The 20,569-nt window shown below is 70.7% G+C and carries 16 protein-coding genes and 1 tRNA gene; 6 read left to right on the top strand and 11 right to left on the bottom strand.

Annotation, left to right across the window (positions count from 1 at the left end; genetic code table 11):
• Positions 1-1,358 precede the first annotated feature (1,358 nt).
• The 3 genes from BLQ34_RS00910 to BLQ34_RS00900 all read right to left on the bottom strand — a co-directional run bounded on the left by BLQ34_RS00910 (position 1,359) and on the right by BLQ34_RS00900 (position 7,297).
• Complete coding sequence (locus BLQ34_RS00910) at positions 1,359-2,822, bottom strand: RHS repeat-associated core domain-containing protein (protein ID WP_091780259.1); 1,464 nt, start codon at positions 2,820-2,822, stop codon at positions 1,359-1,361.
• 1,368 nt (positions 2,823-4,190) lie between these two features.
• Positions 4,191-4,267: transfer RNA gene (locus BLQ34_RS00905), tRNA-Met, on the bottom strand.
• An 84-nt stretch (positions 4,268-4,351) separates the two neighbouring features.
• Positions 4,352-7,297 carry a UPF0182 family membrane protein gene (locus tag BLQ34_RS00900; RefSeq protein ID WP_231961381.1) on the bottom strand — a complete coding sequence of 982 codons (2,946 nt, stop codon included), beginning with the start codon at positions 7,295-7,297 and terminating at the stop codon, positions 4,352-4,354.
• A 298-nt stretch (positions 7,298-7,595) separates the two neighbouring features.
• On the opposite strand from BLQ34_RS00900, the gene BLQ34_RS00895 reads away from it, so the two are divergent.
• Positions 7,596-8,150 carry a PPA1309 family protein gene (locus BLQ34_RS00895; protein ID WP_091789006.1) on the top strand — a complete coding sequence of 185 codons (555 nt, stop codon included), beginning with the start codon at positions 7,596-7,598 and terminating at the stop codon, positions 8,148-8,150.
• Positions 8,151-8,208: 58 nt separating this feature from the next.
• Here the strand turns inward: BLQ34_RS00895 and BLQ34_RS00890 are convergent, their stop codons facing one another.
• Genes BLQ34_RS00890 through BLQ34_RS00880 form a run of 3 tightly spaced genes read right to left on the bottom strand, consistent with a single transcriptional unit; the run spans position 8,209 to position 10,936 of the window.
• Positions 8,209-9,321, bottom strand: a complete 1,113-nt coding sequence (locus BLQ34_RS00890; protein WP_231961380.1) for a YlbL family protein — start codon at positions 9,319-9,321, stop codon at positions 8,209-8,211.
• Entirely contained in the window at positions 9,318-9,779 is a 462-nt protein-coding gene (locus BLQ34_RS00885; protein ID WP_091780246.1) for a molybdenum cofactor biosynthesis protein MoaE, read from the bottom strand. Before BLQ34_RS00885 ends, BLQ34_RS00890 begins: the two co-directional genes overlap by 4 nt.
• Positions 9,776-10,936, bottom strand: a complete 1,161-nt coding sequence (locus BLQ34_RS00880; RefSeq protein ID WP_091780244.1) for an NAD-dependent epimerase/dehydratase family protein — start codon at positions 10,934-10,936, stop codon at positions 9,776-9,778. Before BLQ34_RS00880 ends, BLQ34_RS00885 begins: the two co-directional genes overlap by 4 nt.
• Before the next feature lie 61 nt (positions 10,937-10,997).
• Between BLQ34_RS00880 and BLQ34_RS00875 the strand changes: the two genes are divergently transcribed.
• Together BLQ34_RS00875 and BLQ34_RS00870 are read left to right on the top strand one after the other, a co-directional pair.
• Complete coding sequence (locus BLQ34_RS00875) at positions 10,998-12,524, top strand: zinc-dependent metalloprotease (protein WP_231961379.1); 1,527 nt, start codon at positions 10,998-11,000, stop codon at positions 12,522-12,524.
• On the top strand, positions 12,521-13,102 hold the full coding sequence (locus tag BLQ34_RS00870) for an NUDIX hydrolase (RefSeq protein WP_231961378.1): 582 nt from the start codon (positions 12,521-12,523) through the stop codon (positions 13,100-13,102). The genes BLQ34_RS00875 and BLQ34_RS00870 overlap by 4 nt, the downstream gene beginning before the upstream one ends.
• A gap of 7 nt (positions 13,103-13,109) precedes the next feature.
• Here the strand turns inward: BLQ34_RS00870 and BLQ34_RS00865 are convergent, their stop codons facing one another.
• From BLQ34_RS00865 to BLQ34_RS00845, 5 genes are all read right to left on the bottom strand, one after another.
• Positions 13,110-13,694, bottom strand: coding sequence for a M48 metallopeptidase family protein (locus BLQ34_RS00865; RefSeq protein WP_091780241.1), 585 nt, complete (start codon positions 13,692-13,694; stop codon positions 13,110-13,112).
• A gap of 62 nt (positions 13,695-13,756) precedes the next feature.
• Positions 13,757-14,824 carry a phosphotransferase family protein gene (locus BLQ34_RS00860; protein WP_091780239.1) on the bottom strand — a complete coding sequence of 356 codons (1,068 nt, stop codon included), beginning with the start codon at positions 14,822-14,824 and terminating at the stop codon, positions 13,757-13,759.
• Positions 14,821-15,582, bottom strand: coding sequence for an SDR family NAD(P)-dependent oxidoreductase (locus BLQ34_RS00855; protein WP_231961377.1), 762 nt, complete (start codon positions 15,580-15,582; stop codon positions 14,821-14,823). Before BLQ34_RS00855 ends, BLQ34_RS00860 begins: the two co-directional genes overlap by 4 nt.
• Positions 15,579-16,829 (bottom strand): acyl-CoA dehydrogenase family protein, encoded by a 1,251-nt coding sequence (locus BLQ34_RS00850; protein WP_091780233.1) that lies wholly within the window; start codon positions 16,827-16,829, stop codon positions 15,579-15,581. Before BLQ34_RS00850 ends, BLQ34_RS00855 begins: the two co-directional genes overlap by 4 nt.
• Positions 16,830-16,928: 99 nt before the next feature.
• Complete coding sequence (locus tag BLQ34_RS00845; RefSeq protein WP_091780231.1) at positions 16,929-17,753, bottom strand: enoyl-CoA hydratase/isomerase family protein; 825 nt, start codon at positions 17,751-17,753, stop codon at positions 16,929-16,931.
• A 130-nt stretch (positions 17,754-17,883) separates the two neighbouring features.
• On the opposite strand from BLQ34_RS00845, the gene BLQ34_RS18960 reads away from it, so the two are divergent.
• The 3 genes from BLQ34_RS18960 to BLQ34_RS00830 all read left to right on the top strand — a co-directional run bounded on the left by BLQ34_RS18960 (position 17,884) and on the right by BLQ34_RS00830 (position 20,491).
• On the top strand, positions 17,884-18,042 hold the full coding sequence (locus BLQ34_RS18960; protein ID WP_091788997.1) for a DUF5679 domain-containing protein: 159 nt from the start codon (positions 17,884-17,886) through the stop codon (positions 18,040-18,042).
• 122 nt (positions 18,043-18,164) lie between these two features.
• On the top strand, positions 18,165-19,157 hold the full coding sequence (locus BLQ34_RS00835; protein ID WP_157692839.1) for a hypothetical protein: 993 nt from the start codon (positions 18,165-18,167) through the stop codon (positions 19,155-19,157).
• Positions 19,154-20,491, top strand: coding sequence for an ABC1 kinase family protein (locus tag BLQ34_RS00830; protein WP_091780225.1), 1,338 nt, complete (start codon positions 19,154-19,156; stop codon positions 20,489-20,491). The genes BLQ34_RS00835 and BLQ34_RS00830 overlap by 4 nt, the downstream gene beginning before the upstream one ends.
• The last annotated feature ends 78 nt before the right edge of the window (positions 20,492-20,569 follow it).

Below are 20,569 nucleotides of genomic sequence, written 5' to 3'. Positions count from 1 at the left end.
GGTTACACATTTGGCTACACCTCCCCGCCTTGCAGACACGTCTGGCCATTGACCTGCTTGGCATACCCGCCGACGGTGATGTTCCCCCCTGCCGGGTTTGGGGGCGTCGACTGCGGGGACCGTGGTCTGCCGACCCAGGGCGTCGTACACGTACTGGCCAACGCCGCCTTGGCCGAGGGTGGGTCGGTCGGCGGTGTCGTAGTAGTCGAATGACGCGCAGGTGCTGGTCATCCCGGTAGTGCCTGCACAGTCACCGTCGCTGTGCGTGGCGGTGGTGAGGGTCTTGCGGCGCCCGTTGGTGTCGAAGGTGTACGACCTCACCGCACACGGGGAGGCGTCCAAGGCCGCACCGTGATCCGTCGCTGTGTGGTCACTCACGCTGGCCAGCCGGCCGGCGGCGTCGTAGGAATAGGAGCGATCGTAGGCGATGGCGGCGTCACTGACGTCGTACCCAGTGATGTCGTCCGGGTCGTGGACTCCTGGGTTGCCATCGAACCCGGCGGAGGGGCCGGTGAGCTCGGAGTTGAGTGGGTTCGCGTTCTTGGGCCCGGCTGTCCTTGCGTACTACCTCGCTGATCTGCTGCAAGGCATCTACGGCGCTCCCCGGGTCGATGTCGCCGGGCTCCTCAGTGACGTGGTCGCCTATGTCGTCATGGCCTGCTTGGCGTCAGCGGTGCTGGGGGCCGTGATGGTACTTGGCCGCCGGCGACGCCCCCTTGGGCTGGCGCCACGCCTCGCGATACCCGCCTACATCGCACAGTCAGCCCTTCACACCTACGTCAACGCGCGCGACGCAACCACTGGGCCAGGGCCCGATCGCCCGCGACGTCAGCCTGGTCGTCGGCCTTCTTGCGGCGTTAATGTCGATTCTTCTCGTGCTGGCAACGTTCACGAAGGCCAGGCGCTCCAGCAGGCGTCTACGCGGCGAGCAATCGAGCATCGCGCGCCGACTCGACCAACAGCGCGAGGTAGCGCTGTAGAGAGATGCCTGAAACTGCCTGCCGCGCAAGCCGATTCGTCGCGCCAATAACCGATCTTATGTAAGGTACACCGGCTGCCGTCGACTTGCGCCCTCTAAGCGGCTGGATGCCCGCCCTGGCTTACCGCGGTTCGACAACGCAACCGACACAGCTCGTCCCCTTCATCCATCACCTCGATGCCGCGTGACCCAGCCGAGCGTCAGCAGTGCAAGAACGCTCAGGACACCGGCCACAACGGCAGCCAGAGGTCGACCTTCAGTAACGTAATGAATGAGGAAAAGAGGTCCGAAGACAGCCGTCCCTATCGCCAGAATCCAGCCGCGGGGGCCGAGCGAGAAGTCGGACTCTCGCCGGCTGTCGGAACGGTGCTTCGCCATTTCAGTACGCACCCCTTGCCTTGCTCCAGAATTTCCTGGTCGCCCAGCCAAACGCAGCGTTGACAGGCTTGCCCCAAGCTGAGCGCATCTCGCTCAGGTGCTGCCGAGGTCGCCACTTGGGCCGACTGTGATAGTAGTCGAGTCCTGTAGCCACGGCCGTGACCTGCCAACCGGCCGTCCTGCCGAAAGCCCGTGCCCCGAAGCGGAACGCTCGGCTACGGAAAGCCCTCACGGCATGCCTCCCGAACGATCCCCCCCATCGACTCGATGACTGCTTAGCGGACACTTCGTAGCTGTAGTTGCCTGCGGCCGACGGCCAGAGGGACCTCCTCACTCCCCTACCGTCAAACTTCGACGCGTAGCCTGTCGCGGTGATGTATTGACGAGCGCTGAAGAAGCCGACGCCTTTCCAGAATGCCTTACGTACGCTCCAGTGGCCGTCGAGGTCGTACATGTTGATTGGGTCGTTGGGGTAGGCGTACGCAGTGGCGTTGCCGCCGGGTTCGGGGTCGAGGCTCGTGAAGCGACCTGACACTGCGTTGTAGAGCCGGTCGCCCATCAGGGTCAGGCCTGCAGTCTCGGTGGTGGTGGAGCGCTGTTTCGCGCCGAGCCAGCCATACCCAAGCGACCCGCCAGTCGTCGTCGTGCTGGAGCCGGTGCGGGGTGCCCCGTACTCGGTGAAGTCGGACCACCCGTCGATCCCGGCGGCGGCGTCACTGTTGGTCGCGGCGGCACTGATCGGGACCGTGGTGACAACATCGCCGTGCAGGTTTGCCAGGGTCAGGTCGGCTGAGCCGTCGGCGGCCAAGGTGAGTCCGAGGTCACCGCCGATTGATTCGGCATACCTGGTGATGATGCCGTCCTTGTCGGTCCAAGCGGGGTTGTCCGACCCATCGGCGTAGTGCCGCACCAAGGTCGACGTCGCCGTACCGGTCGTCGTTGTCGCGCTGGATCGACGACCCGCTGCGTCGAGGGTGAACACCGTGGAGGTCGTGACCCCGGCGACGGTCTGAGCGACAGAACGGGGCAGGTCGTCGTCGAAGTACCCCAGCGTGATGCCGCCGGCGGTGGTGTCGGTGGCGTAGTCAGGGGTGTCCACAGCCGGCAGCGCCGTCTGCCGCCCGAGCGCGTCGTACACGTACTGGCCAACGCCGCCTTGGCCGAGGGTGGGTCGGTCGGCGGTGTCGTAGTTATCGAATGACGCGCTGGTGCTGGTCACTCCGGTGGTTCCGGCACAGTCACCGTCGCTGTGCGTGGCGGTGGTGAGGGTCTTGCGGCGGCCGTTGTTGTCGAACGTGTAGGCCCGTACCACACAGGGTGAGGCGTCCAGGTCGGCGCCGTGGTCGCTGGCGGTGTGGTCGGCCACGCTGGCGAGACGACCGGCCCCGTCGTAGGCGTAGCTGCGGTCGTACCCGATGGCGGCGTCGCTGACGTCGTAGCCGGTGATGTCGTCTGGGTCGTGCACGCCGGGGTTACCGTCGAACCCGGCGGACGGGCCGGTGAGCTCGGACTTGACCCGTCCTTGGGCGTCGTGGGTGACCGACCAGGCCAGCCACGGCTGGTTGGTCAGCGCGGGCCCGTCGGGTTCGTAGACAGGCCCGTTCTCGTCCTCGATCGGGTTCCCGTTGGCGTCGACGCTCTGCTTGACGGGTTGGACGGTCCCGGAGTAGGTCAGGGACTCGGGCTCCGGCCAGGGACAACCCCTGCGGGTGCCCCTTCGGCGCCACCGTGCCGTCCGCAGCCTCCGCCAAAGTCAGGTCGACGTCGCGCCACGCCCCCTTGGTGTCCTTGAACCGGATCTGGCCGCCGTGGGCCTGGGTCGTCATCGTCCCGTCAGGGTTCACCCACGTCGTCGACGTCTCATCACGCAGCGACTCGACCTCGACCCGAGATCCCTGCGCCCGCGCAGTCACCCGGGCAGACACCACATCCGAGCGAGACGTGACCTTCTCCACCTTCGGCGTCGCCGCGGCAGGCACCGCACCAGCAGCTGGCTCTACAGCGGCCACCGTAACCGTCAACGCCGCAGCAACCGCCATCACCGCCGTGCGCAGAGCCGGCCGCAACCGCCCACCGATAAACCACGACGACAGCACACGCGACGACAGCACAGCTGACATGTCCTACCCCTGCAAATCAGGTGCCCTTCCCCGGCGAGGGCGATCAGCGAGGACTCTGATGCAGACAAGACCACGCAAACAATGCCTTTGCCAACTCTTTAAGAGGTAACAGTCGGAAACAGTCCTTTCGAACTACGTCCGTCTCACGAAGTGGCGCCCGCTCTCAGTCTGGCGGAAGATGCGCGCCGGTCAGCCGGGGAGGGTCCTGAGCGACTCAGCCCGGCAGGGAACGGTAATGCGGGAGGACGTAACCGGCATGCACGCCGCGTCCCGATTCTACGAGACCTAACGCACGACATGCCGGTGTGAGGAGCCCCCGGCCCTGTCGGGAAATCGGCCATGCCCGAACAAGCTCCGACTACCGGCCACATCATGCCTGGACCTCACGCCACCGCCCGAGCTCGCCCCTCAAGTCCTGGTCGAGATCCCGATCTCAGCCGGAATCACGTCTCCAGGGGGAACGGTATGGGACGGCCGTACTCGGCCCTGCGGGCCGTGTCGGCGATCGCCCGGAAACCGACCCGGCGACACCCCGAAACGGTCTCGTCACGCGTCCGGCCGGGTGTCTCATGGTTTCTGCGTCGGCCCAGCCGTCCCGGTGCGTCCCACGCGTCCCGGCCCTTCTCACGCTCGACTGGCTACACATTTGGCTACACAGACCAACGCCAGAGGCCCTCTCCCAGATGGGAAAGGGCCTCTGACCTGCTACTTCGTGGTAGCGGGGGCAGGATTTGAACCTGCGACCTCCGGGTTATGAGCCCGGCGAGCTACCGAGCTGCTCCACCCCGCGTCGGTAGACACCACCTTACGGGAAGCCCTGCAGACGAACCAAATCGGTTGCTGCAGGGCCTCCGTCTCGCTGGTCAGCCGTCCGTCAGGGCGTGGACGTCGTCGTGGGCGTGCTGGTGGGTGTCCCGGTCGGGCTGGCGGTGGCGGACGGCGACGGCTTGACGGTCACCGAACCGCCCTGGGGCGCAGCCGCGACGGCGCGCTTGATGGCGTCGTCGAGCTGCTTCTGGGCAGTGCCGTATGCCGCGAAGTCACCGGCCTTGAGCGCCTTCTGACCCGCGTCGTACGCGGCTTGGATGTCGGCCAGCGCCTCGGCGAGGGCAGCCTCGTCGGTGGTGGGCGGGGTGGTCGGGGTGCCGCCTGTCGGCGGTGTCGTGGGCGTCGAGCCGGAGTCGCCGGCCGTCGCGCCCGAGTTGCCGCCGAACAACCCGTCGAGCGCGCCGTCGAGCGTGTAGGCCCAGGCGAGCTTGTCACCGAACGCGACGACGGTGGCCCGCTGGAGCGGGTACCCGGAGTCGCCGCTGGCCCGGACGTAGACCGGCTGGACGTAGAGCAGACCGCCCCCGACCGGGAGCGTCAGCAGGTTGCCGAGCGTCACGCTCGACCCGCTCTGGCGCGCGTTGTTGAGGAACTGGCTCAGGTTGAGGGCGGAGTCGGGCGAGGTCGCGTTCGACGACCCGATCTCGTTCTGCACCTGGCCGGGACCGCTGACCTGGCTGTCCTTGGGCAGGGTGAGCAGCCGCATCGTGCCGTAGTCGCTGCTGCGCTGACCCTTGGTGTTGCCGGCGTCGGCGTCGACGGCGAGGAAGCCGGTGAGGATCTGCCGGTCTCCGACCGGCTTGAACGTCGTCGTGATCGAGAAGCGCGCGTCGTCCTGGTCGGGCATCTTCAGGGTCAGGTAGTACGGCGGCTGCACGACGCTGGCCTCCTGCGCCGGGTCCTCCGGGATCTGCCAGTAGTCCTGGCCGCCGTAGAACGACGCGGCGTCGGTGACGTGGTACTTGGCGAGGGTCTGCCGCTGCACCTTGAACAGGTCTTCGGGGTATCGGATGTGCGACATCAGGTCGCCGCTCATCTGGCTCATCGGAAGCACCGTGTTGCCGAACGCCTTGCTCCAGGCCCGAAGCAGCGGGTCCTTGTCGTCCCAGGCATAGAGCTTGATCGACCCGTCGTAGGCGTCGACGGTCGCCTTCACCGAGTTGCGGATGTAGTTGACCTGGCCGCGGCCGATGGTGGTGACCGCACTGGACCTCGCCGTCACCGAGTCGGAGGTGGCGGTGTCGAGGTCGGTCAGCCGCGAGTAGGGGTAGTCGGCCGAGGTCGTGTAGCCGTCGATGATCCACTGCACCCTGCCGTCGACGACGGCCGGGTAGGGGTTGCCGTCGGGGGTCAACCACGGGGCGACCCGCTCGACCCGCTCGAGGGGCTGGCGGTGGTCAAGGATGCGGCTCTTGTCGTTGACCGCGTCCGACAGGAGCAGGTTGAGCTCGCGGTACTTCAACGCGTAGGCCAGCTTGCGCGGCAAGGACCCGAGCGCGACACCACCCTGGCCCGTGTAGGTGTTGTTCTTCTGGCCGGCGGCACTGGTGTCCGGGTAGTCGAACTCGCGCGGGCTGCTGCCGCTCGAGGCTCCCACGATGGAGTAGGACGGCGACTGCTCGCCGAAGTAGATGCGCGGCTCGAAGTCGGGCAGCTCACCGGCCTGCGGGATGTTCCGCTCGTAGAAGACGGGCTGCCCGTCGGTGGTGCGCTGGTTGCCGAACGCCGCCACCAGCCCGAAGCCGTGGGTGTAGACGGTGTGGTCGTTGAGCCAGTTGCGCTGGTTGGCGGGGATGCCGTTGAGGTCGAGTTCGCGCACCGCCAGGACGGTGTCGCGGACCTTGCCGTCGACGGTGTAGCGGTCGACGTCGAGGGCGTCCGGGAAGGCGTAGTAGGACCGCACCGACTGGAGCTGCTTGAAGGTCGGCGACACCACGATGGGGTCGACGAGGCGGATGCCCGGGATGGTCTCGGCGTCGTCGCGCAGCTGACCCTGGGTCGCCTCGGTTGTCGCGGTGTAACCCTCGGTCTTCACGTCCGCGATGCCGTAGGCCGTGCGGGTCGCCTTGATGTTGCGGTCGATGTAGAGCTGCTCGAGCGACTTCTCCGACGGCTTCACCTTGAACCGCTGGTAGAGCGCGGGGTAGATGCTGCCCACGACGATCGAGGTGATGAGCAGCAGCGCCACCCCGACGATCGGCAACCGCCACGAGCGCGACCAGATCGAGGCGACGAACAGTCCGACCGTCATCAGCGCCGAGATGGCGAGGATCGCCTTGGCCGGCAGGACGGCGTGGGCATCGGTGTAGCCGATGCCCGTGAGGAGTCGGGAGTCCTTGGTGGACAACGCATACCGGTCGAACCAGTAGGTCGCAGCCCGCACCAGGACGAGCGCTGCGACGAGGATCGCGAGGTGGGTGCGGGCTGCGCGCGAGGTGCGCTCCGCGCGCGACTGGATCTGCAGGCCGCCGTAGACGTAGTGCGTGAAGGCTGCGGCCAGGGTCGCCATGACCAGGGCCATCGTGAGGAAGCCGAGGAGGAACTGGATCCACGGGAGCGTGAACATGAAGAACGACAGGTCGAGCCCGAACTGCGGGTCCTTCGTCCCGAACGACACCCCGTTGCGCCAGAGCAGGTAGGTCTGCCACTGCCCCGCCGCCCCGGTGCCTGCGAGCAGGCCGAGGATGCCGGGGATCGCGAAGATCGCGATCTTGCGCAGCGGTTCGATGGCCTCGCGGTACTGGTCGAGGTTCTGCTGCTGGGCGGTGACGGGTGCGTAGATCGGCCGCGTCCGGTAGCCGATGACGAGGCTCGAAGCCACGACGGCTGCCGTGATGACGAACCCGACGACGAACAGCAGCACCTTCGTGAAGAGCTCGGTCGTGAAGACCTGGCGGTAGCCGACCGAGTCGAACCACAGCACCTCCGTCCACAGCGAGGCGAGCAGCGAGACGGCGAAGCCGAGCACGACCAGCACGATCAACGTCGGCACGAGCGGACCGCGACGGCGGTTGAAGGTCAGGGTCGGAGGGCGACGCCCGCCAGGACCCCCACCGCGTGGCGTGCCCTCTGGCCGACCACCCTCGGCTCCCGGCTCACCCTGGCCGAACCACTCAGAAGAACTCACACCACGCCCGATCGTTCGCGCGACCTCCCTCGGTGGTCGCCTGTGATGGGTCCAACTTACCGAGCGCGCCTGGGGTTCCCACGCACGCCTGGGACACGGGTCGGCACGACCTGTGCAAGGACTGGGAGGTGTGGGCCGGGCGGATGCGGACGGGGTCTGCCAGATGCGGCACCATGGGCGCGTGAGCCACACCTCTCGCCCCGTCGCCGACCCGCTGTCCATCGCCGCCCTGGACACCGAACGGCACGTCGCCGCCTCCGGGTGGGACCAGAACCCGCGGCTCTTCGCCCTGGTGCCGACCGCGGACCTGCTCGACCGCGAGCCACACCTGCGCGGCCAGATGCGCGGCTCCGACCTCGCCGAGGGCGCCCTCAGCGCCATCGAGCAGGAGAACCTGCCCCGCACCTCCAACCTCGAGAGCCTGCTCGGCGGGATCGCGTGGCCCGAAAGTGTGGTGGGGGCTGCCCTGGCGGTCGAGCGGATCGTCGTGCCGCCGGAGGCGGAGCGTGACCTGCCCGACCACTCCGAGTCGGCGGTCGACGCGCTGGCCGCACACCCGGGCCGTCAGGACGTGCGCCTGCTCGTGGCGGTGACCCGCGACGGGCAGAGCCGGTGCCTCCTGCGCCAGCGGGCCAACGACAGCGACGACAAGGTCGCGCTCGGCGACGAGATCGCCCCTGGCCTCGTGCACGCCCTCAAGGCGACGCTGCGGGACTGAGGCTCGCCCGCGGCATACCGGGCGCGCCGGCACCCGACCCGCTCGGGAGGCTGGCTCTCTACTTCGTGCAGGTGGGCAGCGAGTCGGCCCGCTTGGCGGCGATCGCCTCGACCGCGGTCCTGGCCTCGTCGAAGGTCGCGATCCTGACCACCCGCAGGCCGTCGGGCACGTGGTCGACGACCTCGTCGCAGTTCTCGGCCGGGGCGAGGAACCACCGGGCACCACCGTCGTGTGCGCCGACCAGCTTCTGGCGGATGCCGCCGATGGGGCCGACCTTGCCCTCGGAGCTCATCGTGCCGGTGCCGGCGATCTGCTGGCCGCCGGTCAGCGCTCCGGGCGTGAGCGTGTCGTAGACGGCGAGCGAGAACATCGTGCCGGCGGACGGTCCTCCGACGTCGCCGGCGTTGATCTTGACGTCCACCGGGAACTCGAAGCGGATGCCGAGGAAGACCCCCACCGTCGCGCGGCCGTCCGACTCCCGGGTGGTGGCGCGCACCGTGACCGGCTTGCCGTCCCGGACCAGCCCGAGCGCGACGGTCTCGCCGGGCTTGTGCGCACCGACGCCGTCCCGCACGCCGGCGGAGTCGGCGATGGCCTTGCCGTCGACCGAGACGATCTCGTCGCCCGCCTTGATCAGGCTGGCCGAGGGGGCGTCCTTGGCGACCTGGGCGACCACGACGTGCTCGGTGACCTTCTGGCCGACCGCCTTCAGTGCGACCGCGATCGCTTCCTGCTGGGAGTCGACCATCTCGGCGGTGCTCTCCTCCTCGACCTGCTTGCCGGTGATCCCCTTGGGGAAGTAGAGCTCCTCGTCGACGACGTCCTCGCTCGGGCGGATCGCTGCGGTGAGCAGGTCCCAGACGGTCACGCGGTAGCCCGGCCCTCCGGCGATGCGCACGGTGGTGAAGTCGAGGGCACCCTGGGTCGGGTAGGTCTTCGCCCCCGAGACGGTGATCAGCTGCTTGCCGGAGAGGGTGCCGAGGGTGTTGGTGATCGGGCCGGGCTTCATGATCACGTAGGGCAGGCCCACCATCACCGACAGCGCCCCGAGCGCGATGGCCACGAAGAAGCCGATCAGGCTCGCGACGGAGCGCCGACTGAGCTGGTGGGGGTCGGTCAGCAGCGGTCCCGACGACGGCGACGTGCCGGGGGTCTGCGGTGCCGTGCTCACGGCAGCCCCACCCACTCGTCACTGCCGTCGGAGAAGAGCTGGTGCTTCCAGATCGGCACGGTCCCCTTCAGGGTGTCGATGAGGTCGCGGCAGGCCTCGAAGGCCTCGCCGCGGTGGGGGGCCGACACGGCCGCCACGACCGCGACGTCGCCGATCTCGAGGTGGCCGACGCGGTGCACGGCCGCCAGGCGGGCGACGTCGTGCCGACCTGCTACCTCGGCACAGACCTGCGCCAGCGACTCGGTGACGCTCGGGTGGGCGCTGTAGTCGAGGGCCGACACGTCGGCGCCGTGGTCGTGCTCGCGGACGACCCCCACGAACAGCGCGATCCCCCCGCACCGGGGGTGTCGCACCGCCTGGAGCACCTCGTCGACGCCCAACGGCTCGTCGCGGACGTCGCTGAGCGCCACCACGGGTTGCTCGTGGAGCTCTGGAACCTCGCCGACCGGATCGGTCATGCCGTCGAACCCTTCCTGCGGCGTCGCCGCATGATCGCCGCCGTGCCCACCAGGGCCACCGCGGCACTCGCCGCCCCCAGAGCGGCATCCTTGCGGTCCAGTCTGCGCGCCGCCACTGCGTGCGACCCCCGGATCGTCTCCAGGAGCACGCCCAGGCACGTCTCGTTGTCGTGGACCGGCACCCAGCCGCGACCGCGCAGCGTGTGGGCGGAGACCGCCCAGGGAAAGGCCACGAACGCGAGGTCGCTGGCAGGTGCCGGCAACACCCCAACGCGGTGGAGCCGGTCGGCAGTTCCCATGGCGGCACCCAGGCTCAGCTCGACCTGACGCATCCCGGTGATGCGCTCGAGGTCGCGCTGCGTCAGGTGACCGTCGGCGCCGACCGAGACCGCACCCCCGACGCCCTGCGCCAGGACGAGCGCGACCGCGGAGCCGAGGTCGTCGACGTGGCAGAACTGCCAGGCCGGCTCCGCGCCCCGCAGCGTCAGCAGCCGCGGTGCCTCGAAGTGCCGTGTGATGACGGTGTCGACGCCGTCGCCCACGAGGGCGGCCGGGCGGACCGCCGTGATGGTCAGCCCCGGGTGCACCTCACGGGCCACGGCCACCAGCTGCTCGACGTCCATCAGATCGCCGACCTGCCCCTCGTCGGAGGCGGCCCGCAACGGGGCGTCGTCCTCCAGGGGCACGGGGTTGTCGACGCTGGCGCCGAAGACCTGGGCCGACGTCACCACGACGAGGTGGCGCAGCCCGGCGGCCGCCGCCGAGGTGATCACCGTCTGCGCCACCCGCAGGTTGCGCTCGCGCCGGGCTCGCGCGCCCAGCGCCAGGTCGCGCTCGAGGTTGGTGCTCGTCGCGATGTATGCCGCGGCGTGCAGCCCGGTGAGCGCAGCGGCCAGGCCGGGCGTGGCCGGGTCGGCGTGACGGTGCTCCACTCCCCCGACGGTGGCCGGCTCCGGGCCGACCGCGACCACCGTGCCGATCCTGGCCTCACCGTCGACACCACCCGGCTGGGCGGTGGTGGTGCCGCGGGCCGCGGCGGACACCAGGGCACGCAGCACCGCACGACTCGCCGGGTCGGCCGTGCCGATCACTGCGACGTCGATCGCGCTACGCCGCGAGCGAACGGTGCCCTGCCCAGCCCGCCCGGGGGAACTCACTGAAGCCTCCGCGTGGTTGTCTAGTGAGAGACCATCCTCTCAGGACCACTGAGGAGCAGTTGTGCCCGACCTACCCCGCGACTCCGACGACCAGCTCGGCGACGACTTCGACGACCAGTTCGGCCACCGCCGCGACGACGACGACGCCTCCGTCCGCCCCTCCGACGACCCGCTCGGCGATGCCCTGTCGCCCGAGATCCAGGAGGTGCTGGCCCGGCTGACCGGCGGCCAGGTCGACCCCGAGATGGCGAAGGCCCTCAAGGACATGGGGATCGACCAGGTCGACCCGGCGATGCTCCAGATGATGGTCGGCCAGATGCAGTCGATGTTCGCGAGCACCGACACCGACGCCTTCAACCTGACGCTGGCCACCGACACCGCGCGCAAGACGGTCTCCGAGGCCGGCGACTCCGTCGTCGGCGAGCCGGCTCGACGTCAGCTGGCCCAGGCCGTCCAGGTCGCGGAGCTCTGGCTCGACGAGGTCACCGCATTCGAGGCCCCGGGCATCTCCACGCATGCCTGGAGCCGGGCCGAGTGGGTCGAGGCCACGATGACCACGTGGGGCACGCTCGTCGAGCCGGTGGCCGAGGGAGTCGGCCGCGCCGTCGGCGATGCCATGCGCGCCCAGCTGCAGCAGCTGGGCGAGGGCGGTTTGCCCGAGGGGCTGCTCCCGGCTGGCGTCGACCCGGCCGCGATGCTCGGGCAGATGGAGCCGGTGCTGGCCAAGATGAGCGGCGCCATGTTCGGGCTGCAGGTCGGGCAGGCGGTCGGCACGCTGGCCACCGAGACGGTCAGCGGCACCGAGGTCGGGCTGCCCCTCGTGGCCGACCGGTCCGTTGCGCTGCTCCCCGCCAACGTCGAGGCGTTCGCCGAGGGTCTCGGCGTCGACCTCGACCAGGTCCGCATCTACCTGGCGGTGCGCGAGGCCGCCCGGGTGCGGTTGTTCTCCGAGGTGCCCTGGATCGGACCGCAGCTCGTGGCGGCGGTGCGCGACTACGCGCGCGACATCAGCATCGACACCGACCGGATCGAGAGTGCCCTGCAGTCCGTCGACGCCAGTGACGCCACCGCGCTCCAGTCGGCGCTCCAGGACCAGCTCTTCCGGCCCGACCCGAGTCCGGCCCAGCGGGCCGCCCTGGCCCGGCTCGAGACCTACCTGGCGCTGGTCGAGGGCTGGGTCGACGTCGTCGCCGACCGCGCCACCCGCGACCACCTGCCGCAGTCCGCTGCCCTCGGCGAGGCGGTCCGCCGCCGCCGGGCCACCGGTGGGCCGGCCGAGAAGGCCTTCGCCGGGCTGGTCGGCCTCGAGCTGCGCCCCCGCCGGCTGCGCGACGCGGCCAACCTCTGGGCCGCCCTCGAGGCCAAGCACGGCGCGGACGGTCGAGACGCCGGCTGGGGTCACCCCGACGTCGCCCCCACCGGCGCCGACCTCGACGACCCGCTCGGCTACGTCGAGCGGTTCGGCACCTCCGAGAGCGCCGACCTCGACGCCGCCCTCGACCAGCTCCTCAGCGAGAGCGAGGCGGGCCCGTCCGACGGGGACGGTCGGTCCGGCGAGGCGGGTCCGTCCGACGAGGACGGTCGGTGACGGTCGCGCCCTCCGGCGTGCCCACCGGATACCTGGCGCTGCGTGCCGACGCGATGACGCGGCTGGAGGGGTGGGACGCCCCCGACGCCCAGCAGGAGTCGTGGCGCAAGGAGCTGCTGGAGCACTGTCGTGATCACCCGGGCGCGATGTGGAAGCAGGGCCCGCCGCAACACCTGACCACCGGGGCGATCGTGCTCGACGAGTCGCTCGGACGTGTGTTGCTCACGCTGCACGCGAAGGCCGGGATGTGGCTGCAGTTCGGCGGCCACTTCGAGCCGCAGGACCCCACCGTCCTGGCCGCCGCGACCCGGGAGGCACGGGAGGAGAGCGGGCTGCCCGACCTCCTCCTCGACCCCCGCATCGTCGAGCTGCACCGGCACCACCTGCTCGCGCCCGCCTTCGGACGGTGCGCCGAGCACCTCGACATCCGGTTCGCCGGCGTGGTCGGGGCCGATGCCGCGTATGCCGTGAGCGACGAGTCGCTCGACGTCGCGTGGTGGCCGGTGGACGGGATGCCGCCGGAGACCGAGGCCGAGCTGGGTCCGCTCGTGCGGGCCGCCCAGCGGCTGCTCTCCTGAGGCCGGGTCAGTCGCTGGGGCCGAAGTCGAGCGCGGCCTGCCCCAGCTGTGGGACCTCGGTCTCGCCGGTCTCGGTCTCGCCGTCGGACAGGTCGAGCCCGGCGGTCGCCGCGACGCCCTCGAGGTAGCCGCGGGCGCGCTCGAGCTTGGGGTAGCCCTGCAGGAGCCGCCAGAAGTCCGGTCCGTGGCCCGGCGACAGCAGGTGGGCCAGCTCGTGCAGGATGACGTAGTCGAGGACGAACCCCGGCATGCCGCGGACCCTCGTCGAGATGCGGATCGTGCCGTCCGCCGGGGTGCAGGACCCCCAGCGCGAGTTCTGGTTGGTCACCCAGCGGATGCTCGTCGGCTTGGCCTGGCCCCCGAGGTAGCGCTGCGAGAGCTCGGCCGAGCGGGTGCGCAGCTGGGCGTCGCTGGGCCGCCGCTTCTTGTCACCAGCAGCCAGCCGCTCCAGCATCGTGTCGACCCACTGCCGCTCCTCGGCCTTGGTGAACCGCGCGGGGATGAGCACGATGGTGCGGCCGCCCTCGCGGTAGGCACTCACGGTGCGGCGGCGCTTGCGACTGCGCCGGACCTCGACCTCTGGACTCCCCATGTCCACCACGATAGGTGAGCGGGCCGACAACGCCGGTGACCCGCGCCGGGACGGACGCGGGGTCAGGCGAGCAGGCGGGCCAAGCGGCGGTCGAGGACATGGACGGCCGGGCCGAACGCCGCATACGCGTCGTTCGTGGTCTGGCCGTTGGCGTAGCGGTAGAAGATCTGCTGCGCGATGACCGCGAGGCGGAAGACGCCGTACGCCTCGTAGAAGACCGAGTCGTCGCCGCTGACCGTGCGACCCGCGCGCTCGCCGTAGCCCGCGATCATCTCGGCCCGGGTGAGCATGCCGGGCAGGTGGGTGGGCACCCGGCGGAAGCTCTGGAAGTCGGGGTCGTCGTCGCCCTGCACCCAGTAGGCGAGACCGGCGCCGAGATCCATCAGCGGGTCGCCGACGGTGGCCATCTCCCAGTCGAGGATGCCGACGATGCGGGTGGGGTCGTGCGGGTCGAGCACGAGGTTGTCGAGCTTGTAGTCGTTGTGGATCACGCAGCTGCCCACGTCGGCAGGCTGGTGCTCGTCGAGCCAGGTCATCGCCCGCTCGAGGTCGGGCTGCCCCTCGGTGTGGGCGCGGCGGTAGCGGGTCGACCAGCCCTCGACCTGCCGGTGCACGTAGCCCGCCCCCTTGCCGAGGGTGTCGAGACCGGCTGCGGCAGGGGCGACCGAGTGCAGCTCGACGAGGACGTCGAGCATCGACTCGCAGAGGCTGGTCGCCTGGGTGGGCGAGAGCTCGACGGGCATCTCGCGGCGGGGCACGGTGCCGACCAGGCGCTCCATCACGTAGAAGTCCGAGCCCAGCACCGATGGGTCGTCGCACCTCGCGACCATCGTCGCCACGTAGGGGAAGACCGGACCCAGCGCGGCCTGGATGCGGTGCTCGCGGCCCATGTCGTGGGCGCCCTGCGCCTTGGTGCCTCTGGGACCGCGCCGAAGGACGAGGTCGAGCTTGGGAAACCGGAGCAGGTAGGTGAGGTTGGAGGCGCCACCCGAGAACTGCAGGACCTCGGGCTCCCCCGCCAGCCCGGCGGCATACCGGTCGTCGGCGTGGGTGCGCAGCCACCGGACCGCCGCGTCCACGTCGAAGGCGTCCTCGGCGCGCACCGGCCTGGCGCCGGTGGCCTCGCTCACGCGTCCTCCGCCAGCCGGGCCGCCTGGTGCCGCATCATCGCGTCGTATGCGGCGCGGTCACCCCACTTGAGGGCGAAGGCCTGGCGCGCCGGCTCGTCGGGGACGATGACGTCGTCACCATCGGCGATCCCTTGCAGCACAGCCGCCGCCACCTCGTCGGCCGTCAGGGCGGCCCGCTCGATCATGCCTGCCACGACCGCACCCACCCGACGGTCGGAGCCACGCATCGAGCTCAGCAGGTTGGTCTTGAAGTAGGACGGACAGACCGCGGATGCCTTGACACCAAAGGGATGCAGCTCGTGACCAGTGGTCTCGGTGAAGGCGACCACCGCGGCCTTGACGGCGTTGTAGGACCCCATGCCGGCGGCGTGGACGAGCCCCGCGAGAGAGGCGACGTTGACCACGTGACCGGAGCCCTGCCGCTTGAAGAGAGGGGTGAAGGTCTGGGTGCCGCGGACCACCCCGAGGAGGTTGACGTCGATGATCCGCTGCCACTCCTCGATGGTCGACAGCTCGATCCGCCCGCCTCCGGCGATGCCGGCGTTGTTGACGAGGATGTCGAGCCCACCCCATCTCGCCTCGACCTGCGCGAGGGCCGCGGCCCAGTCGTCGTCCGACGTGATGTCGAGGACGAGCTCGACGCCCTCGGCGTCGTGGACGTCGGTGACGAGCACGTCGTCCCCGGCTGCGCGGAAGGCCTGCACCAGCGCCGCCCCCAGCCCGGACGCGCCGCCGGTCACGAGGACCCGGCGGCTCACTGGTGCTTCCCGAGCTCGATGCGGCCCACGACGCCGCGGTGCACCTCGTCCGGGCCGTCGGCGAGCCGCAGTGACCGCGCGCCCACCCATGCGGCGGCCAACGGGAAGTCGGTCGTCATCCCGCCACCACCGTGCAGCTGGATCGCCAGGTCGATGACGTCGAGCGCCATGGTGGGGACCTCGACCTTGATCTCGCTCACGGCGGACATCGCTGCCGGCGACATCCCCTGGTCGAGCAGCCACGCGGCGTGCATGACCAGCAGGCGGGAGCGGTTGATGGCGATCCGCGCGTCGGCGATCCGCTCGAGGTTGCCACCCAGCTTCGCGATCGGCTTGCCGAACGCGGTGCGGGCCAGGGCGCGCTCGCAGGCCAGCTCGAGCGAGCGCTCGGCGAGCCCGATCGCCCGCATGCAGTGGTGCACCCGCCCCGGTCCGAGCCGGCCCTGCGCGATCTCGTAGGCGCGGCCCCGGCCCAGCAGGATGTTGGCGACCGGCACCCGCACGTCGGTGAAGGACACCTCACCGTGGCCGAGCGGCTCGTCGTGGTAGCCCATCGTCGACAGCATCCGGTCGACGCGCACGCCAGGGGTGTCACGCGGGACCAGCACCATCGTGTGGCGTGAGTGCCGGTCGGCGTCGGGGTCCGACAGCCCCATGAAGACCAGGATCTGGCACTCGGGGTTGCCGACCCCGGTGGAGAACCACTTGCGGCCGTTGATGACCACCTCGTCGCCGTCGACCACCGCCGTGGCGGCCATGTTGGTCGCGTCGGAGGAGGCGACCTCGGGCTCGGTCATGCAGAACGCACTGCGGATCCGCGCGTCGAGCATCGGCTCGAGCCACTCGCGCTGCTGCTCGGGCGTGCCGTAGCGCAGCAGCACCTCCATGTTGCCGGTGTCGGGGGCGTTGCTGTTGAAGACCAGCGGAGCGAGCGCCGAGCGCCCCATCACCTCGGCCACCGGCGCGTAGTCGACGTTGGACAGGCCCTCGCCGCCATCGGTGCCGAAGTCCGCGGCATACCGACCGGCGTGCTCCTGGGGCAGGAACAGGTTCCAGAGCCCCTGGGCGCGGGCCTTGGCCTGGAGCTCCTTGATCACCGGCGATGGCGTCCACGGGTCACCGCCACTCTCGCGCCGGCTGCGGATGTCCTCCTCGACAGCCGCCTCGACGGGCACGATCTCGGTGTCGAGGAACGCGCGGACGCGGTCGCGCAGGTCGGCCGCCCGGGGAGACAGGGAGAAGTCCATGTCCCGACCCTAGAGCCTCCGACTTCTGGCCACCGGTGCTGCACCAGACCGCCTCATCCGGGCCACCATCGGGCGTGGGTGGCCAGAAGTCGGCAAGGGTCAGCGGCCCTGGAAGGTGGGCTGCCGCTTGGCCGCCGCCGCCGCGATGCCCTCGTGCAGGTCCTCGGTCGCCAGGGTGACGGCCTGGGCCAGCGCCTCCCACTGCAGGGCGTCCTCGAAGGTCGCGTGCCCGCCGTCGCGCAGCGCCTGGAGCGTCAACCGCGTGGCGACGGGTGCGGCGGCGGCGATCCGCTCGGCTGCGGCGACGGCCTCGGGCAGCACCTCGTCCACGGGCAGCGCCCGGGACACCAGGCCCAGCTGGGCCGCCTCGGCCCCCGTCACGACCCGGCCGGTGAGCAGCAGGTCGCGGGCGACCGCGTGGCCCGCGACGTCGGGCAGCGACCACGTCGTGGCCATGCCGGGGTGCAGGCCCAAGGAGGTGAACGGCACCCCGATCCGGGCGTCCGCGGCGGCATACCGCAGGTCGCAGGCCAGCGCGACGGCGAACCCGGCGCCGATCGCCGCGCCGTTGACCGCAGCGATCGTCGGGACCTCGAGATCACGGATCGAGAGCCACGACCGGTAGAAGCGGAGCATGCGGTCGCGCAGCTCGCTGACCGGCGCATCGGGGTCCTTGACGATCCACGACAGGTCACCGCCGCCGCTGAACGCCGGTGCCGCACCGGTGACGACCACCGCCGCAAGCGCCTCATCCGTGCTCAGCAACCCCATCAGCCTCACCCATGACGCGGTCATCGGAGTGCTCATCGAGTTGCGCCGCTGCGGCAGGTCGAGGGTCACGACGGCGATCCGACGTCCGGAGGCCTCCCTGGACTCCACCCGCAGGTCCTCGAACTCGGTCTCCCACCACGGCAGCGTGCTCATGGGCCGAAGACTAGGGGTGGGCCCTGAGCACGACGCACACACCCCCCTTGCGCGATTTTGTGCTCAGCATGGTCTAAGTTGGCCGAAGTCCGACGGCGCACCGTGTGCCGTGAACAAAGGAGACATGGCGATGGCTGAAGAGACCTACAAGGGCGAGTTCTACTGCGTGAAGTGCAAGGAGAAGCGCGAGGCCGAGGGCCGTGTCGTGGAGACCAACGGTCGCCGCATGGCCAAGGGTGTGTGCCCCGTCTGCGGCACCAACCTCAACCGCATTCTCGGCAAGGCCTGACCCCAGGCCTTCCCCACGCGAGGGGCGGGTCCGACCACTGGTCGGATCCGCCCCTCGCGGCGTCTGTGGGACCTGTGGACGGCGGCCCTGACCCGCCGGCCGGCTGTGCCAGATTGGGCGACGTGACCGGACGAGTGCTGTTCAAGACACTGTGGCCGGTGCTGCGCCGCGGGTCCGGGTGCGTCCAGTTCGGCACCGATCCCGGCCACGCCGTCGTGCTCGAGGGTCTGAGCCGCCCCGAGGTGGAGGCCCTGGAGCAGCTCGACGGCACCCGCGACCTCCCCGTCGCCCTGCGCACCACGAGCGGTCGGGAGCTGCTCGAGCTCCTCGCCGCACACCGCCTGGTCATCGATGCGGACGTGTCCGCCCTGCCGGTCGAGGGGCGCCGGCAGCTCGCCCACGAGGCCGAGGCACTGCTACGCCTCGCCCCCGGTCGCGGCCGTGCCCCCGGTCCCACGCACGGGTATGCCGTGCTGGCCGACCGCGCCGCGGCCCACCTGCTGGTCGTGGGGCAGGGCGAGCTGCCCCGGGCGGTGGCCGACCAGCTGCGGCGGGCCGGGGTGGGGTCGGTGTGGCAGGGGGCCGCGGCCGGCGACGACTGGGCGGTGGCGGACGCCGACCGGACCCTCACGCCCGCCCTCGTCGTCGTGATCGGGCGGGGCGCCGTCGACCCGGCCGCGGGCGCGCCCTGGCGGGCCCGCGGCATACCCGTCCTCCCGGTCGTGCTGCACGGGCTCGAGTCGGCCGTGGGGCCGGTGGTCGAGCCCGGCGGGCCGTGCCTGCGCTGCCTCGACCTCGCCCGGGCCGACCTGGATCCCGGCTGGCCGGCCCTGCTCGGCCAGCTCGTGCCCGTCGTCGTGGGAGCCGGACCCGAGGTCAGTGGCGAGACGTCGCTGGTGGCAGTCACCGCTGCCGCGACAGCGATGGTGGCGCTGTCGGTGCTCGCCGGGCAGCCGCTCCCGACCGGTCGCTCGCTGGAGTTCGCGCTCCCCTGGCCGGCCGCCCGACAGCGCCAGTGGACCCCGCACCCGAGGTGTGGCTGCGGCGCCGGATCGGGTCGGTCTCGGCGACCCGCTGACGGTGAGACGTCGGCACAGGTGAGAATGGCGGGGTGAACGACCTCCCGCGCCGCGCCGTCACCCGCACGGCCCGCCTCGCGAGCCTGCCGCTGGGCTTCGCCGGGCGCACCGCCGTGGGCCTGGGCAAGCGGGTGGGGGGCAAACCCGCCGAGGCCGTCGCCGCGGAGCTGCAGGCCCGCACCGCCGACCAGCTCTTCAAGGTGCTCGGCGAGCTCAAGGGCGGGGCGATGAAGTTCGGACAGGCGATGTCGGTGATGGAAGCCGCCCTGCCCGAGGAGATGGCCGGCCCCTACCGCGCCACCCTCACCAAGCTCCAGGAGGCCGCTCCCCCGCTCCCTGCCGCCACCGTGCACAAGGTGCTCGCCGAGGAGCTGGGGCCGCGCTGGCGGACCTCGAAGTTCCAGTCCTTCGACGACACCCCGGCCGCCGCCGCGTCGATCGGCCAGGTGCACAAGGCGGTCTGGCGCGACGGGCGAGAGGTCGCCGTCAAGATCCAGTACCCCGGTGCCGGCAAGGCCCTGCTCTCCGACCTCAACCAGCTGGCCCGCGTCGCCCGGCTGGCCGGCGGCTGGATCCCCGGCATGGACATCAAGCCGATCACCGACGAGCTCAAGTCACGGATGTCCGAGGAGCTCGACTACAACCTCGAGGCCTCCAACCAGCGCACCTTCGCGAAGGCGTTCCGGGACGACCCGGAGTTCGCGGTGCCCGACGTGCTGGTGCACAGCGAGCACGTCATCGTCTCCGAGTGGATGGAGGGCATCCCGCTGTCGCGGATCGTCGCCTCAGGCACCCCCGAGCAGCGCGATGCCGCCGCCGAGCGCTACATGGCCTTCCTGCTCGTCGGGCCCGCCCGTGCCGGCCTGCTGCACGCCGACCCGCACCCGGGCAACTTCCGGCTGCTGCCGGACGGCCGGCTGGGGGTGATCGACTACGGAGCGGTCAACCGGCTGCCCGACGGGCTCCCCGCGGCGATGGGCTCCCTCGTCGGCGCGGCCCTGCGTGGCGAGGCGAGCGAGCTGGAGAAGGGGCTGCGGGGTGAAGGGTTCATCAAGCCGTCGATGTCGCTCGACGCCGAGGCGCTGCTCGACTACCTCCAGCCCTTCATCGAGCCGCTGACCCACGCCGAGTTCACCTTCAGCCGCCCGTGGCTGCGTGGCGTCGCGGCCCACGTCAACGACGTCCGACGCCCCGAGTTCCTCGTCGGCATGAAGCTCAACCTGCCGCCGTCCTACCTCCTGATCCACCGCGTGTGGCTGGGTGGGATCGGGGTGCTGTGCCAGCTCGGTGGCACCGTGCCGGCTCGCCAGATCGTGGTCGACCACATGCCGGGTATGCAGCTGCGGCACCTGCCACCGCCCGTCGCCTGACGCCTCTCCCCACTTCTGGCCAACGGTGCCGGGTGCGGCTGGCCCGGGAGCGCTCTCACCCCGCACGAGTGGCCAGAG

It is taken from the genome of Pedococcus dokdonensis (assembly GCF_900104525.1).
GTDB lineage: Bacteria > Actinomycetota > Actinomycetes > Actinomycetales > Dermatophilaceae > Pedococcus > Pedococcus dokdonensis.
This window is presented reverse-complemented; position numbering and strand designations above follow the sequence as displayed.

What these genes read in the sequence shown, in the direction of transcription:
- BLQ34_RS00895 (WP_091789006.1), top strand. Translation starts at nt 7,596, where the DNA reads ATGCGGCACCATGGGCGCGTGAGCCACACCTCTCGCCCCGTCGCCGAC.
- BLQ34_RS00885 (WP_091780246.1), bottom strand. Translation starts at nt 9,779, where the DNA reads ATGACCGATCCGGTCGGCGAGGTTCCAGAGCTCCACGAGCAACCCGTG.
- BLQ34_RS00865 (WP_091780241.1), bottom strand. Translation starts at nt 13,694, where the DNA reads ATGGGGAGTCCAGAGGTCGAGGTCCGGCGCAGTCGCAAGCGCCGCCGC.
- BLQ34_RS00850 (WP_091780233.1), bottom strand. Translation starts at nt 16,829, where the DNA reads ATGGACTTCTCCCTGTCTCCCCGGGCGGCCGACCTGCGCGACCGCGTC.
- BLQ34_RS00845 (WP_091780231.1), bottom strand. Translation starts at nt 17,753, where the DNA reads ATGAGCACGCTGCCGTGGTGGGAGACCGAGTTCGAGGACCTGCGGGTG.
- BLQ34_RS18960 (WP_091788997.1), top strand. Translation starts at nt 17,884, where the DNA reads ATGGCTGAAGAGACCTACAAGGGCGAGTTCTACTGCGTGAAGTGCAAG.